The following is a 14,605-nucleotide window of genomic DNA, read 5'->3' on the forward strand; positions in this document are numbered from 1 at the left end:
GAATTAGACAGGAAAAGTTAAGCTTATTTCAAACGTAATTGATGGTTATGCAACGGTGATAATCCTAACGTTAAATGGATTAAATTGTAATCAAAACTCGTGTGGAGTTGAAAAATGAAATGAGAATATTTATCCAGTAAATTCTTTAACGAATATGCATACAGTTGGTTCTTTCTGATGTGCTGTTATCTTGCAGTAAAAATTACCGACTAATCTAAAATCCGCAGTAATTACTTGGGATAAATATTCAAATCATTGTGATTTTCAGTGAATTTTGTCGTAACAAGTTGTTTACAATTCTGAGGTAAATAAAAGATAGGGACGGTTAAAATGTTAAACCTACACAAAAAATCACTGCATATTACTAATGTTCAAAACGCAAATTGCGTTGTTATGGTGCCGCCAAAAGAATTTAAATTTAACGAAGAAACAGCCCGTGATAACGAGTTTCAGCACAGAGTCGATCTGACTGAAGCTGAGGTAAAGTTAGAAACGATGGCCGAGTTTAAGGCTATGGTGGTTTCGCTACGTAAAGAAGGTGTGCAAGTTGTAGAGTTTGATTATCCGGAACTGGGTGTTGAAACCCCTGACGCAGTGTTCCCAAACAACTGGTTCAGTACTTGTAGTGATGGAAGCCTATTCACTTTCCCTATGGCGTGTGAAAACCGTCAAAATGAAGTTAAGCCGAATGCACTTATTGAAGCGTTGGAAGCGTCTGGTCGCATTGTTAATCACAGTGAGTCTATGGAGTCGTACGTTGCTCAAGGTTCTTATCTAGAGAGCACTGGCGTGATGGTGATCGACCATATCAACAAGACCATTTATGCTGCGCTTTCACAACGTTGTGACCGCGAAGTATTGGAAGATTACGCGAAGCGCATTGGCTATTCTCGCGTGGTCTCGTTCCAAACGGCATTACCGTCTGGTCAACCGATTTACCATACCAATGTGATGATGGCGATTGGTGATAACTTCTGCGTGATCTGTGATGAAGTGATCCCAGAGTTTGAGCGCCGCTTTGTTGTGAAGTCTCTTGCCAAAGACAAGCAAGTTATCTCTATCTCAATCGATCAGATGAATCGTTTTTGTGGCAACATCCTTCAGCTTGAAACTGTGAATGGCGACAAGGTGATCGCGATGTCTCAATCGGCTTACGATGCGTTTTCTCCAGCTCAGTTAGCTCAGCTTTCGACACACGGTAAGCTCCTACCATTTAACGTGAAAACGATCGAAGACATCGGCGGTGGTTCGGTGCGATGCATGTTGGGCGAGGTGTTCTTACCAACCCGAGTGAATTGTCTGTAGCAAGTATAGAAAGTATAGCAAGCGCTCATTTCCAGTAATGGATCTTCGAATACCACTCTTATCGCAGAGTGGTATTTTTGTTTTTATCTATCACAAATAAGAGCTCGATACAGGAGTCAACGCGCAAAAGTTAACGAAAAACAGCTACTGAACAAAGCTATGAAGCGTCCTTAAAAGCTCTGTGTTCAATGAACTGAGCCGACAGTGTTACGACTTCCTTGGAGTAGACAAGCGCAGTGTGGTTGAGTTTGAGGGCGTAAGTATCAGTGGCTCCTCTCAGGTTGGCGTCTTCGAGAGTGACCGTACCATCCCCTGGGTTTCTTCCCAGAACAATCCGTCCTACTCCGGCGTCGTAGGTACCCGTAATTACGCCTATCGGCACATCAATATCGTAGTCACCCAAGCCATCGCTTAAAATCATTTTGCTCGAACCAAATATAAATCCAAGCCCATGATTAGACAGTGTTTTGGCGATGGTTGCCCCATTGTGCGGAGTGCCTGCTGTAATAATGCAGGTGTCGGCGAAGTGTGGTTGGTAGAATTTAAAGTAATGACGAATCAGCAAGCCGCCCAGTGAGTGACCGAAAAAATAGACCTCATCATACTCATTAAAACGAGCATTCACGAAACGATTGAGACGTTTGGCTGCAGAAGGGAAACGCAGCGAGTTGTAGGCAAACTTGTGCGTTGTAAAGCCGCGTTTTTTGAAGTTTCTATCCAGATATTGCATGATCAACGCAGGCATATATAGACCATGAATTAAAACTATATGTTTGTTTTTATTATTCATTTTTGTCCTCCGTCTGATGATGCCCCCAGTATATTTAATCGCAAATCTAAACTCAATAAAACTTGCGGCTAATGGGACACAATAGACAGAGCGCTCGTTATAGATAAAGAGTGGTTACTCCGATCTCACTCCTCCATACACATCAATGGTTAGTCCACCTTGTTTGGCATAGGTATTCGGTGTTAGGCCTGTTACCTTATTGAAGCTTCACTTTTTGCTTCAGGTTCAACCAAAACCTTTATCACGCCTTTTTGTAAAATCAGGTTGTTGGGGTAGGTGATAATGTTACCCGAACTGTGTCGAAGAATAACGTGGAACATGGTGATATCGATGATCACACCGCTGATGTCTTCGTCTTTCTCCGCGACTCTTACTCTGTCGCCAATGCGATAAGGGAAGACAAAAAATATAAGTACGCTGGCTGTGAGGTTACTTAGAATGGACCATTGCGCGAATAAAGCGACACCCAGCACCGCAAATATGGATGATAAGAACAGCGAAATATCACCAAAACCCAAGTTAAGAACAATCGTAAACACAGCGATGAAGAGTAGAAACAGAACGATATTGAAACACTTAATCACGAACTGCTTTCGCTTCAATTCGACGCGCTTATTTTCCGCTAATGTTTCTATCCAGTTTTTCCCCAAGCGTTTTATCACCCAATAAACAGTGATAAGAAGTAAACCTAAACCCACTTGTTTAAGCCACATATTGGATTGCAAAAACTCAACCATTAAATAAACCTCAATTTTTTCAAAATAATGACCTCTGCCGCTATGACCACGAGCAGCCCAACGCAAAATAGTGGGAATGCTATTGGGTTATCTGTTCCGGGTATTCCTGCAATATTGACACCCAGCAAACCGGTGAAAAACCCAGCAGGGAGGAAAATACCCGCAATGATAGAAAATAGGTACGTATTTCTATTCATTTTTTCAGCTTGTTGCTGACTTAGGCTCGCTAAAAATACATTAATTTGTTCGATGTAAAACTCAACAGACTCATTAATTCTCAGGATGGTATCAAGGCTGTTCTTTATATGACTGTTGTGCTTACTCAATGGTGCAGGCAGGTCACTCATTAAGTCCTCAAAAACGTACTTCTGTGGCTTCAAATAGCGCCTTAGTCTAAGTAGCCTTGAATGCAGAGCGTTAATGGATCTTATGTCGATATTGGATTTAGATTCTAACTCGTCAATCAAGAGTTCGACGGGTACTAGGAAGGTTGAAATACTGTGGTTGATTCCACGTATCATGCCCAGTAATACATCAGGTAATGATGTCGGGCCTTGGTTTTGTTTGAGATCAGATATCAGATTACTGACCGCTTTTGAAGGAACTTTGCGTGTCGATATTAAAGTGCCTTTGTACCATAAGATGCGTAGGCTAAGCATGTCGTCAGGGTTAGCACCTTCGTTTAGATTAATCCCTCGCAGAATCATCAAAAAACAGTCGTGGCCAAACTGTTCGAACCGAGGACGGGTGTCATCGGTGAGTAATGAATCGATGATGGCATTTGGAACCGTATTACTGTGGAGCCATTCTCTCAAACCGTCAGCATCTCTTTGGCAGTGATACCAAGTTGATTGCTCGAATGAGGCTGGGCTGGTGGTGTGTTCATGTGCCACACCCTCAGAAAATTGCCAGCTTGAAATTATGAAAGCGTCCATTCATTTGTCCTTAATGATATGACGTAAACATTGATATTGCGGCGCCATTCAGGTGCCGTATTGAACTGAGCTTAATCGTGGTAAGTTCAATGAGCGATGTGAGTGAGATAAAGTCTAATAAGACTAGTTGGTCTTTGGAGCACGACGGACTCTTCCATTATTGTGTCTATTAAATGTAGCTCATTGTTTCATCGTTATAAATTAGCACTCTGGCTCCATGTTAGCGACGAAAAAAAAAGAAAAGACCGAGGTCTTTTCTTTTTAGGAGAAGTTGAGGATAGCTTGTTCAGGCAACTCGAGTTTTCCGATGGTTTACATAAGCAAAAGCACTACCGACACGCAGAAAAAATGTCTTGGTTCTCTCGATATTCTTTGGTTTGTACATCCATCAAGCCAAGTAAGGAGTCGAACAGATTATCTTGGGAGAAGCTCTGTTCTTTGCCTGCCTTTCTTAAGCAGGTCTGGTCTATCCCTTTCTGCTCGGCGAAACCATCAGACATCCACATTATCATAGGCACATGGGTTTGCTCTTTCGGTGCCAATGAATAAGGCATGCCGTGTAAGTAGACGCCATTTTCTCCCAATGATTCTCCGTGATCGGAAATGTACATCAGCGCGACATTGTACTTATCTGTGAGCTTCTCTAGCTTTTGAATAGCCTGTGAGAGAAAGAAATCCGTGTACAAGATGGTGTTGTCGTAGGTGTTGACTACTTGCTCTTTGGTGCAGTTTTCGATATCAGAACGTGGGCAGTCTGGCACAAACTTCTTATGATCTTCTGGGTATCGCTTAAAGTAAGTTGGGCCGTGAGATCCTGAGATATGATAGAAAATGATGCTATCTTGTTTAAGATCTTGAGTATCTTGTTCGAAGTTCTCTAGCATGGCTGTGTCATAGCACACATCGTTATTACACAGCGGGTCGCTGTCTTTGGCGACGAGAGTCATCTCTTTGATTCGATGTGCGACCGCCTTGTCTCCACCATCGTGCTCTCGCCAGATAGAGTGAATGCCCGCGCGGTTCATAATGTCGACCACGTTATCTTGGTTGTAGGCTTTGTCGCGATCGTAGTTGCTTCGGTTCATGTTAGAAAACATACACGGCACAGAAACCGCAGTGGCGGTTCCGCATGACTGAACATCAGAGAAAAAGATCGGATTATAGGGTTTGGTATGAGCATTGGTTTCTTTCTCATAGCCATAATATTGGTAGTTATATACACGTGCTGTTTCACCAAGAACAAACACCAATAAGGTTGGTTTTTCAGCTTGTTTAGCTTCTGGTTTTAGCTGCGCATCTAAGCCGATTTCTTGGTAAGGAATCGGTTCTTTGATGTAAGTATTGTTGATGTATTTTGCGGTTGAAGCGACGTATTCGGTCGGAATGATCATCTTTTTAAGATGAGAGTTATTACGACCAATCGACACATAATCTTTGTAAAACAGTCCAGCAATAATCGCTATGACAATCAACGAAGAGAGCAATCCAATCGCCTTCCAAATAGCAAAATCTTTCCAAGATTCTTTTTCAAGATCCGTAAATAAAAGCAGCAGTGACGGGACTCCTCCCATCAGAACAAACCATAAAATAGAATAGCTGCTTAGGTAGCTAGCAGCCTCTCCGCTGTTGGTTTCGAAGACGTTTTCTATCATTCCATAGTCTACAAAAATGCCGTAGTTGAACATGCTGTAGCTGACTAAAGAGGAAGTAAGTAGTAACAAGATAAAAAAAGCTTTGGCGAATATCGGCTAGTTGAATACTTGAAAGATAAAGTTGAATGCGGCGAGAAAGAAAAATGGGATCGAGATGATAAACCCAATGCTTTCGGCTTGTGAGGCACTAAGAATATTGAACAGTTCGCGTGAGATAGGCAAGTTAATGACAAGCAGGTAATACACTGCCAAAACGAAAGGGAGTTTGTTTATCGACATGTTTAAGCGTGGTAGATTCATAGGTCTTGTCTTCCTGTGTCACTTATCCCTTTATTTTAGTCTCGCTACCAAGAAAGCTCTAATATCAATGCATAAAGCTCAAATAGAAGGCGCTGAGCGATAAACTGGCTAAAGTGAAATGACGCTAAGGTGTGTAGATACAAAAAATTCACTTTACTGAGTGACCTTCATGACAAGGTGGAACAGCAAAGTGAATTAGTATGTTCAGCTTATTCTATGTGGTTCAATCACATTAGAAGTTGTATGAACCACCGAAGCTAATGCTGTTGAAGGCAAGCGTGTGGTCACCAGCTGATATCTGAGAGTTCTTAAATTGGACCGTGTCGTCTACGCTTACTGCATCCGCTTGCGAGATTAAGCGTAGCGTTAGGTGTTCGATTGGCGTGTATTCAACACCTACACCAAAGTGGAAACCCGTACCGCTGTCATCAGCGTAACCAGCACTCTTATTTGCGTTTAGGTCAACAGAGCTTAAACCAGCCAATACGAATGGGCGGATTGTGTTGTCGAATGTGTAACCAAGATTTGCTGACAAAGAAACAGACGTCGGAGACAGCTTTTCAGCGCTATTTTTGTAGTTTGCGTAATCTGTGTAGCCAAGTTCAACACCTACGATACGGTTGAATTGGTAGCCGCCGTATAGGTTGTAGCCCATGCCATCTGAATCTAAGCTACCGTGACCGTCTGTGTCAGAATCTTGGTAGACACTAAGTCCACCACCTACATACGCGCCACCATCTGTGCTTGCTGCAAAAGTTGGAAGTGAAACTAAACCGATTAAGCCGAGTGCTAATACTGATTTTTTCATGATAATACCTTGTTTACTCATCCTGTGATGTAAGTCACGGTATCGCTGACGAATGATTTATAAAACCCTCACAAATGAAACCTATTTTTTCATTGATAAAGTGACTATCTGTAGCCCTTGATTTATCAAGAGGTAAGGTCATATTTGTTGGTTATATTCTTTATAAATAAAATTCACATATTGACAAAAGGTTAAATTTGCTAAATAAAACGATGTTTTTTAAGGTTGGAGTGATGTCAGGTTTGTCTAACTAATTGAAAAATAAAGCATAATAAACATTGTGTTTGTTCTATTGTAGTATTTATTTCGGTGTTTGTTGAAAGCAAAGCAGTACGCTGATTCTAATCATGACAAGGAGAGTTGGATGTTAAACCGAGCAAACACAGGTTTGGTGGTTGTGGACTTGGATGAGGCTTTGAGTGGGATGAGATATTGCATGTTTGCATTTTAGGAGGAATAAACGGGGAGATGTTAGCACCAGCCCCCGTATTTACAGTCAATATGATGGTATTCTATGCTCAGTCCTTGAGCACCAGCGAAAGTATTGAATGTCAGGTAGAAGCTTCCAAGACCAAACTTTTGGTGTCGTCAGTTGGTTCGTGGACAAATAACGACGAGTTAAGCTTTGCAGTAAACGCGTGCTTCTCGTGGTGTATAAATACCAAAAGTCACGGCTGCTAGTAAACCATTCACGAATGTCTCTTGAACTTCAACTTTGGCAACGTTGTCGATACCGTTACATACTTTAGCTGCATCAATTTGCTTTTTCTGCGCTAGACCGTTGATGAAAAAGTGGTGTGACTTTTCAGTTGTTGGTGCTGTTGCTTCGCTCTCTTGAGGGGCCATTACGAAAGTTTGTTGAGCGCAACCTGTTGCTACTAGCGATAGTGCCGCGATGATCATTAATTTTTTCATGTGTTTCTCCAGAGATAAAATTCAGCTCACGTTAGTAAGGGTGAACGAGTGTTGTTGGTTTTGAAGGGGGATATCTAGCCCCCTTCGGTTGATGTTGAACATTATTCCAGAGATGATTGGTCGTTACTGTATGGGTTTGTCAGTCGAATCGTTACACAGTGGAAAGGCTATAGTGAATACGGCGCCCTTTAAAGTGTTGCTTTGTGCAACTTGCACTGTTGCACCGTGTTGAACACAGATCTTCTTGACGATAGAAAGCCCTAGACCATGGCCACTCTTGGCTTTGTTACGCGCTTTATCTCCAACATAAAAAGGTTCGAATAGGCGAGAACGGTGCTCTTTTGCTACGCCGTCACCGTCGTCATGCACGGCGATTTGTAGCATATCGTGGTGCACGCTTGCTTCTATCGAAATTTGTGAGCGTGCGAATTTCATCGCGTTACGTACTAGGTTATCTAACGCGCGATTGAGCAGCGTATCATCCGCTAATATCAAATTAGGTTGTTCTGGTAGTGATAGATCAATACTAAACTCAGTCTCTTTGTTCCAACGGCTCATTGCGTGATCGAGAAAGTCTCTTATCTCTAATGGCTGTAGTAAGTTATCTAGATCACAACTGTCGAGTTTTGCGTAATATAGTAGCTCATCGACCATTTTTTCCATCTCTTCTGTGTCTTCAACAATGCTCTCGATAGTATCTTGCTGTTCTTTGTTGAGTAGCGTGTCTTTGAGCATTTCAGCCTGCCATTGAATTCTGAATATTGGAGTTCGCAGTTCATGAGCTACCGCATTGGTAAGTGAACGATTACTCTCGATTAAGCTATGGATTCGGTCGGCCATCAGATTAAAGGATTTATTCAGAGTTCCAATTGCACTGCCGCCTGATGTTTCAGCTCGCGAAGAGAGGTCGCCTTCAGAGAAGCGTAATGTGGCATTTTCAAGCTTCTTAACTCTGCGGAAAATAATCAACAGATGACCCAGGCCATATACGATGAAGCTCGCGATAAAGAATACCCAAATGAGGTCATCTTCGAGCTCTATTTTTTGTCGAACGAGCGTGTCGTCGTTGGGCAGGTAATGATAGATGTTTTTACTGTTAGCTAAGCGAAACCATAACTCCCGATAGTCGTCGTGAAAAATAAATACGTTGGGGTTAGCAGTAAAGAACTCAGAAACTGGAGTCGGTACTTCATCATTCGATTTGAATGTGACGAGGGTATAGCGGGAGGTGTCAACAAACTGATTTATGGCTTGATGAGCGGCTTCGAGGCCCTGATTATTCGCTATGTTTTCTAGGAGCTGTTGGTGGGCCGTTGCTTCGTAATCTTGCAATATATATTCATAGTCGGTATTGAGCTGATAGACACAAATTTCGTAGGCGAGAAGACCAACAATAAAGCAAGTTAACAGCCCTAGTAGGGACTCCAAATAGATACGTCGCATAATCGCTCTCTTTCATTGCGCCCGTACTGAGCGCGGTTAATGCCAGGCGGTCGAAACAAATAAGTAACCTTTTCCGCGAATGGTTTGAATTTTCTCTGCTGGTGCTTTGTCGTCACCAAGTATTTTTCGCAAACGTACTACTTTGTTGTCAATCGTCCGGTCGATCCCGTCGTACTCGATCCCACGCAGCGTTTGAGTTAAATAATCACGTGACAGTGGAGTATCAGGGTTGGATGCTAACAGCCAAAGTAGGTCAAATTCACTGTCTGTCAGTGATAAAACTACATCTGAAAGCTCGCACTTTTTATAGGTGTTTTTCAGCGTAAGTTGACCAAACTGAAGGCTACTTGAATCATCAACCAGAGGTGTATTGGTTTCTTGACGGCGTAATAGCGAGCGGACCCTTGCCAGTAGAACTCTTGGTTTGATTGGCTTGGTGACATAGTCATCAGCACCTGTCTCTAAACCTGCAACGTGATCAAAATCATCATCGCTGGCGGTGAGCATTAAAATTTTACCCTTAAAAAGCGTACGAGTCTGTCGGCAAATTGTCAGCCCATCGGTTACAGGAAGCATTAAATCCAACAACACGATATCAGGTTGATCGTCAAGGATGGTTTGCACAGCATCACTGCCATCGTCTAACGCGGTGACCTCAAAGTCTTGTGCTACAAAGTAATCCTTTAGCATTTGCTGAAGTTTTAAATCGTCTTCAACGATGATCATTTTAGGTTTTGTCATTCCGTTATCAGCCTTGTTGTGCGTTTAATTTATTGAAATTACGTGAGTGCGTTTAATTTTGGCAGCTCCTACTGTTGCATATTCATCACAAATGCGTCACGAAGAAATTCCTGATGTGAATGATTAAACACTTTCCATGCTAGTTCAATGTCGATTTGTAATTTTTGCAGGGTTTTTCAGCAGGTTAAAAGTGGTGTTTTAGTCTGTTGGCGAAGAAGGCCGGAAATGAGAGCTCTTAATGTCGAGTTTTTAGTTTAATAACAGAAGAGGCAGCCATGAAGCATCTTTTTAAAGAGGTTTCATGGCTGGTTGGAACTTAATTGGATTTTAAGTCAAAAATTAAGGCCTACGGTTTGAACCTAAGCATGCGTATTTATGAGTTCCGAGTTATGATTTTTGGCAAACAGAACAAAATCGTCTAGTGGCATTGGTTTTGCGAAATAGAAGCCTTGTACTTCGTGACACCCTGCGTGGCCTAAAAATTCAAGTTGCTCTTTTTCTTCAATGCCTTCAGCAAGTACATTGAGTGAGAGTTCGGTTGCTAGCTTACAAATCATGCTCAAGATAGCTTGGTCATCGGTGTTGTTAAGTAAGTCCTTTACAAACTCTCGATCTATTTTCAGTCGATCTATAGGGAGTAGCTTCAAATAGCTAAGAGATGAATAACCAGTACCGAAATCATCTAACGCTATTTCAATGTTTAACTTCTTTAAATCATTCAATACAGCCACGACCTTCGACACATCACCCAACATGGCACTTTCTGTTACTTCTAATTCCAATAAACTCGGAGAAAGGCCTGTCTTTTCTAAGGTTAGTTGTGTCAGATCTAAAATGTTCTGTTCGGAAAACTGAATACTCGAAATATTAACGGCAACCTTTACACCAGCAAGCGCTTTATGATTCTGCCACTGTTGGCAATCAGTGGTAGCTTGTTCGAAAACATGAGCACCCATTGGAATGATTAAATGGGATTGCTCTGCCAGTTCTATAAAAAGGTCAGGCCTTACGAGGTCTCCATTTGGCTTTTTCCAACGCATGAGCGCTTCGGCACCAATGATACGATTGGTCTTTAAGCAAAATTGAGGTTGGTAATAAGGAATAAATTCTCTGTTTTCAATCGCATTGTTTATCTCTTTGATTAACGTTATACGTCGCAACGCAGCATTTGACAGTTCAGGTTTATGCTTAACCGTAATGTCATCGCCTTTTTCCTTGGATACATATAGAGCGATGTTCGCTTGAATGAGCATTTCAGAACTGCTTTGTGCGCCATTTGAACTGCAGGTTGCACCAAGGTTAGCCACTAGTTTTATCTTGTTCTCATCAATGATAATTTCATTTGAAACCACATCAATCAACATAGCAAAAAAAGCATCCGAACCTTGATCGCCATTGTGTTCTTTCGCAGGCACTGCGATACAGAACTTATTTTCATCCAATCGAGCTAGGTTAAAATCAACCATGGTTGTGCATGCGGATAAGCGGTTGGCTAGATGAAGCAAGATTGTGTCCCCGGCTTTATAGCCGAGTGTATTGTTGATATCTCTAAAACGTTTAATATCAATGATTAACACGGTGATGCGTTCATTTTTTTCTCTGTGTTTATTGAGCAACTCATCAAGCGATCGCAAAAACCCAAGACGGTTCGGCAACTTAGTGAGCGAATCATAGTAAGCCAGTGTTTCGATTTCTTTTGTTAATGCTCTACGTTGCTGCTCTTTATCATAAAGGCTAGAAAAAGCACTTTGTAGTTCCGTTATCTCGTAATATTTTGCTGGTGGTAAAGATGCACTTTCTTCTTTACCTTGTGCCAATAAACTAAGAGAGCGAGTGATGTTTTTTAATGGAGTCGATACTCGACGAGCGATGGCAAAGTTAATAAACATCACCGTCATAAAGCTGATTATGCTAATAGACATCAAAGATTGATTGATCATCTTTCCATATTTTAGCCATTCATCTACAACTGTATTTACCTCGAGAATCCCTCGTACATCGTTGAGTTCCCAATCGTGTTTAGGAGAGTCGGGGTGGCTATTGTGGCAGTTTACACAAGTTTGGTCATAGAGGCGGTCTGCCCGAGCGACGCGTACTCGGGTTCTGTCTTGCTCTTGTACAAACTCGACGTAGAACTCATCTGGTTTCTCGTTAATCGCTACCCACGCCCGTTGTTGAAATTCGTCAAAAAGCCTACCTTGACGGTTTTTAAAAGGATAAGGGCTGGTAAACGAGGTGGTGATGGTGAGATCTTTATCAGATTTATCAAGCATTTCGATTAAAAAGGTAGCAGGAACCGGAATACTGTTCTCTAAGGATTGGTGCTGGGCTGTTGCCACGAGTTCTTTACTATCAACAACTTTCTGTACGACATTTGATGAGTAATAGTTACGAATACTATGAAATGTAGTCACATAGTTCTTTGCATTTTCAACCGACACTTTTTGAACGAAATCTTCAAGGATAACGGTCGATATTAAAGAGAATAGTAAAATACAAGCAAGTGCTATTCCTATGATTGGATAAATAATGGTCCAAGATAGTGAACGCTTCATTGTCTACCTTTATTGATATTTTTAATTGCCTGACACTACTGAAGTGGCTTTCCATGTGGCTTGTTGATGATTTGTTAGCATTATATATAATTTTAGAGTGGCTGAATGTAAGCTCGTGTAACTGGTCTTATGAGTTGGTTTGCACTCTGAGGCGAGTGTTTTTAGCAAGGAAGGGGGCGAGGATATAGATGAAATACATTCCATTACATAGTTACGACAGATAATTTAATTGTTAGCCAATAGAATTTATCCAATCAAAATTTTGGGGAATAATGGTATGAAATACTATCGAAATACGTGGCTAGCGTTACCTTTGGCTCTTTTGGCTGGCTGTAATTCAAGTTCAAACGCGGGACAATCAACCACCATTTCGCAAAAGAAACCTAAGGCTGACTACGTAAACTTGGTGAATTGTATCAAGAGAGGCAAGAGCTCCAAGAAGAGGCTATGAAGCTCTCTTACGATGGTATTTTGTATGAAAAAATTCAGTTTGCTGAAGACATTAGTGATAAGCAAAAAGTGATTAGGCTTTTGGATGGCTTAGGTCAAAGTGTTGATCTGTACTTTCCTGAAGCTGGGTTTGATAGTTGTGGTATTTATACAGAGAGCAAGGGCTTGGATCTATTTGATTGTGATGCAGCACAACGCTTTACTTCTAGTGATACTACGTCAATAAAAGCAATGACGAAGGATAAAAAAGTCTCCGTTAACCTTGAATACCAAAACGAGTTGTCGCAATACGTAACGAGCCTAGGTTCGACGATTCTGAGTAAAACCAAAAATGGTAATAAAGTCACCATTACCACATCGTTTGCCTTCAACGCTTTTTACCGCGATGTGCTTAACGAGACAGGCGCTGTTGAGCGCATTACTTCCACTCTCGGCGCATCAACTTATTCTCAGCTTTTTGATATCGTGAAGTTATACCGAGGCAGTGAGATGACGTTGAAGTTTACCAATCATATTGGCGGCAGTGCTGATGACGAAATCAACATGTACACCGGGCGTATGATCAATAACAACAAGATGACGACGGTTGTGACTCCAACGGGTTCGGTTTTTTCGGGTGGTACGGATCTATTCGCTGCTGGCAACCCACGTATTTTGCAACGCGCTGATACTACCAAGGCCATTGAACTGAATAAGCAGGTGGGTGTGCATAGTTGGGCTGAAGGGAATAAAACGGCCAAAGAATTCCCATACGCCAATGAGAGCCATCGTCAGCAAGCGACCTATTTTCAAAAGGTGATGGGAGAGAAAGGGATCGATTTCTATATCTTCACTTTAGATTCTGCACCTGCTGCTGGTGAGCACTGGATGACTAAAGCAGACTCTGATAAGTACGGTTTCATTACACGTATTGAGTAGTCAAAGAAAGTAGCAATAACGACTCCGCAAAGGTTGATGATGGCTCTGTCATTATCGGCCTTTTTTGTTCATGTCTTGATTCGTTACTTTGTTGAGTGCAGATTTCCTTGTCTTAAATTTCAGTATTAAGACTTATTGATACTACCTTTCAACTTCCCCCAAAAAAGTGTCTACACGGATTCCTACTGATTTATTTTTTGCTCTTTCTAAGCAAAAACTTTTGACCCGTAACTATCACACCTCAAATCTTTAATTGATTTCATTAGTGCCCTGAATGATATTTAACTGATTGTTTTAAAATGATTTGTTGTACTTTGAATGATGTATTGTTACGGGTTTGTTTTAAATAATAATTTGAACCCTAACTACTTTTCTGGCATTTTATAATTAATTGAACGTTCAATGAAAAATAAAAGGACTAAGAAATGCCCAAGGTAGGGATGCCTGATATACGTAAACCACAGCTTGTTCAAGCCACCATTACCGTGATTGATCGAGTGGGTTTACATGCTGCGAGTATTGCTCTGATCAGCAAAGAGGCGGGAGTCTCCACTGGCATCATTAATCACTATTTTGGTGGGAAACATGGCCTGCTTGAAGAGACCATGCGAGAAATACTGCGTCAACTTTCGAATACCGTAACAACAGAATTAAAAGCGCTCCCTGCTGATGCTCACCAGCAAAGGATCAACGCTATCATCAACGGTAATTTCGAAGGCTATCAAGCGGAAAATAAAGTGTCGAAAACATGGCTCGCATTCTGGTCTTATTCGATGCATGACGCTCAACTCAAGCGTCTTCAGCGCGTGAATGAAAAGCGTTTAATTTCTCACTTACTTATTGAATTAAAATCAATTTTTCAACCTGATCAAGCAGAATTGGTCGCACACGGCATCGCATCATTAATTGATGGCATCTGGCTGAGAGGGACGCTCAATCCTGAAGGCATTAACGCTGATAAAGCTCGTGCAATCATCAATGACTACTTAGACAAGCAGCTTACGTTTTACTCGTGTCAGCGTGATTAATGATTCATCAAAAATTCTAGTGAGTGAG

At 41.6% G+C, this 14,605-nt stretch carries 10 protein-coding genes and 3 pseudogenes; 3 read left to right on the forward strand and 10 right to left on the reverse strand.

The annotated features are described in order from the left end of the window. Positions 1-330: 330 nt before the first annotated feature. Positions 331-1,305 (forward strand): arginine deiminase-related protein, encoded by a 975-nt coding sequence (locus ACED53_RS11015; RefSeq protein ID WP_017100471.1) that lies wholly within the window; start codon positions 331-333, stop codon positions 1,303-1,305. A 157-nt stretch (positions 1,306-1,462) separates the two neighbouring features. Here ACED53_RS11015 and ACED53_RS11020 read toward each other — a convergent pair whose 3' ends face one another. From ACED53_RS11020 to ACED53_RS11065, 10 genes and pseudogenes are all read right to left on the reverse strand, one after another. Then, positions 1,463-2,095, reverse strand: a complete 633-nt coding sequence (locus ACED53_RS11020) for a triacylglycerol lipase (protein ID WP_009845991.1) — start codon at positions 2,093-2,095, stop codon at positions 1,463-1,465. 114 nt (positions 2,096-2,209) lie between these two features. Further along, positions 2,210-2,293 (reverse strand): annotated as a pseudogene (locus ACED53_RS11025) (AraC family transcriptional regulator); the annotation flags it as partial. Beyond that, positions 2,287-2,832 (reverse strand): mechanosensitive ion channel domain-containing protein, encoded by a 546-nt coding sequence (locus ACED53_RS11030; protein WP_017100470.1) that lies wholly within the window; start codon positions 2,830-2,832, stop codon positions 2,287-2,289. The gene ACED53_RS11030 and the pseudogene ACED53_RS11025, both read right to left, overlap by 7 nt. Next, positions 2,832-3,767, reverse strand: a complete 936-nt coding sequence (locus ACED53_RS11035; protein WP_017089364.1) for a CorA family divalent cation transporter — start codon at positions 3,765-3,767, stop codon at positions 2,832-2,834. Before ACED53_RS11035 ends, ACED53_RS11030 begins: the two co-directional genes overlap by 1 nt. 329 nt (positions 3,768-4,096) lie before the next feature. Continuing rightward, a pseudogene (locus ACED53_RS11040) lies at positions 4,097-5,719 on the reverse strand (phosphoethanolamine transferase). 232 nt (positions 5,720-5,951) lie between these two features. Further along, entirely contained in the window at positions 5,952-6,527 is a 576-nt protein-coding gene (locus ACED53_RS11045; RefSeq protein ID WP_371692819.1) for a porin family protein, read from the reverse strand. A 618-nt stretch (positions 6,528-7,145) separates the two neighbouring features. Beyond that, positions 7,146-7,442, reverse strand: coding sequence for a Bor family protein (locus ACED53_RS11050; RefSeq protein ID WP_017097222.1), 297 nt, complete (start codon positions 7,440-7,442; stop codon positions 7,146-7,148). A gap of 123 nt (positions 7,443-7,565) precedes the next feature. Then, positions 7,566-8,885 carry an ATP-binding protein gene (locus ACED53_RS11055; RefSeq protein WP_017100467.1) on the reverse strand — a complete coding sequence of 440 codons (1,320 nt, stop codon included), beginning with the start codon at positions 8,883-8,885 and terminating at the stop codon, positions 7,566-7,568. Between the two features lie 36 nt (positions 8,886-8,921). Then, positions 8,922-9,626 carry a response regulator transcription factor gene (locus ACED53_RS11060; protein ID WP_009845984.1) on the reverse strand — a complete coding sequence of 235 codons (705 nt, stop codon included), beginning with the start codon at positions 9,624-9,626 and terminating at the stop codon, positions 8,922-8,924. A 359-nt stretch (positions 9,627-9,985) separates the two neighbouring features. Then, positions 9,986-12,181 carry an EAL domain-containing protein gene (locus ACED53_RS11065; protein ID WP_017100466.1) on the reverse strand — a complete coding sequence of 732 codons (2,196 nt, stop codon included), beginning with the start codon at positions 12,179-12,181 and terminating at the stop codon, positions 9,986-9,988. 277 nt (positions 12,182-12,458) lie between these two features. Here ACED53_RS11065 and ACED53_RS11070 point away from each other — a divergent pair. Continuing rightward, positions 12,459-13,549 (forward strand): annotated as a pseudogene (locus ACED53_RS11070) (alpha/beta hydrolase). Between the two features lie 425 nt (positions 13,550-13,974). Further along, positions 13,975-14,577, forward strand: coding sequence for a transcriptional regulator BetI (betI, locus tag ACED53_RS11075; RefSeq protein WP_017100465.1), 603 nt, complete (start codon positions 13,975-13,977; stop codon positions 14,575-14,577). Positions 14,578-14,605 lie beyond the last annotated feature (28 nt).

Source organism: Vibrio sp. 1F169 (assembly GCF_041439605.1).
Taxonomy (GTDB): Bacteria; Pseudomonadota; Gammaproteobacteria; order Enterobacterales; family Vibrionaceae; genus Vibrio; species Vibrio tasmaniensis_A.

What these genes read in the sequence shown, in the direction of transcription:
- ACED53_RS11015 (WP_017100471.1), top strand. Translation starts at nt 331, where the DNA reads ATGTTAAACCTACACAAAAAATCACTGCATATTACTAATGTTCAAAAC.
- ACED53_RS11020 (WP_009845991.1), bottom strand. Translation starts at nt 2,095, where the DNA reads ATGAATAATAAAAACAAACATATAGTTTTAATTCATGGTCTATATATG.
- ACED53_RS11030 (WP_017100470.1), bottom strand. Translation starts at nt 2,832, where the DNA reads ATGGTTGAGTTTTTGCAATCCAATATGTGGCTTAAACAAGTGGGTTTA.
- ACED53_RS11035 (WP_017089364.1), bottom strand. Translation starts at nt 3,767, where the DNA reads ATGGACGCTTTCATAATTTCAAGCTGGCAATTTTCTGAGGGTGTGGCA.
- ACED53_RS11045 (WP_371692819.1), bottom strand. Translation starts at nt 6,527, where the DNA reads ATGAAAAAATCAGTATTAGCACTCGGCTTAATCGGTTTAGTTTCACTT.
- ACED53_RS11050 (WP_017097222.1), bottom strand. Translation starts at nt 7,442, where the DNA reads ATGAAAAAATTAATGATCATCGCGGCACTATCGCTAGTAGCAACAGGT.
- ACED53_RS11055 (WP_017100467.1), bottom strand. Translation starts at nt 8,885, where the DNA reads ATGCGACGTATCTATTTGGAGTCCCTACTAGGGCTGTTAACTTGCTTT.
- ACED53_RS11060 (WP_009845984.1), bottom strand. Translation starts at nt 9,626, where the DNA reads ATGACAAAACCTAAAATGATCATCGTTGAAGACGATTTAAAACTTCAG.
- ACED53_RS11065 (WP_017100466.1), bottom strand. Translation starts at nt 12,181, where the DNA reads ATGAAGCGTTCACTATCTTGGACCATTATTTATCCAATCATAGGAATA.
- betI (WP_017100465.1), top strand. Translation starts at nt 13,975, where the DNA reads ATGCCCAAGGTAGGGATGCCTGATATACGTAAACCACAGCTTGTTCAA.